The sequence below is a fragment of the Halomonas sp. SpR1 genome, from assembly GCF_031010175.1.
Lineage (GTDB): Bacteria > Pseudomonadota > Gammaproteobacteria > Pseudomonadales > Halomonadaceae > Vreelandella.
This window is the reverse complement of record NZ_JAUAMB010000091.1, coordinates 1-718: the sequence shown is the minus strand read 5'-3', so window position 1 is coordinate 718 and position 718 is coordinate 1. Positions and strand designations below refer to the sequence as shown.

Annotated in this window: 2 tRNA genes and 1 rRNA gene; all 3 read left to right on the top strand. The window is 46.5% G+C overall.

The features are described 5' to 3' along the window. A 16S ribosomal RNA gene (locus tag QT231_RS24265) occupies nt 1-113 on the top strand; the annotation flags it as partial. Nucleotides 114-229: 116 nt separating this feature from the next. Then, nucleotides 230-306: transfer RNA gene (locus tag QT231_RS24260), tRNA-Ile, on the top strand. Between the two features lie 105 nt (nt 307-411). After that, nucleotides 412-487: transfer RNA gene (locus tag QT231_RS24255), tRNA-Ala, on the top strand. The last annotated feature ends 231 nt before the right edge of the window (nt 488-718 follow it).

The following is a 718-nucleotide window of genomic DNA, read 5'->3' as shown; positions in this document are numbered from 1 at the left end:
ACCAGAAGTGGTTAGCCTAACGCAAGAGGGCGATCACCACGGTGTGGTTCATGACTGGGGTGAAGTCGTAACAAGGTAGCCGTAGGGGAACCTGCGGCTGGATCACCTCCTTAAACGATGCGTCACGCGTCGGTAAGCGTCCACAATGAATTACCTGATCAAGTAATAGAGCAAACGGTAGTTAGTTTAGTTGTTACGGGTTCTTAATATCTGTAATGGCTGAATAGCCGGGTCTGTAGCTCAGTTGGTTAGAGCGCACCCCTGATAAGGGTGAGGTCGGCAGTTCAAGTCTGCCCAGACCCACCAAATTTTATCCAGCACTGCGTTATTTTATGACTCGCATAGCAGGCTATGCTTCGCCATAAAATGCCTTGTTCTGAATAAAATTACCCGGAAAAGTTATGTGTTAATGGGGCCATAGCTCAGCTGGGAGAGCGCCTGCCTTGCACGCAGGAGGTCAGCGGTTCGATCCCGCTTGGCTCCACCATTATGTACGACTTCTTTTACCTTAAATACCGTTTGTGAATGTTTTGTGACCATTGATAAGTCGCTGTTTTTTAGCATCGCTTTATCACTGTTCATTGAACAGCTGCTCTTTAACAATGTATATCATGCTGACAAGAACACTTCGTAAGAAGTGGTCTTAAATTGTGATACGTCTCAAGCGTATCCGGCAAAATAGAACGTTATCATTGCGAGTCCAGACTCCTTCGGGTTA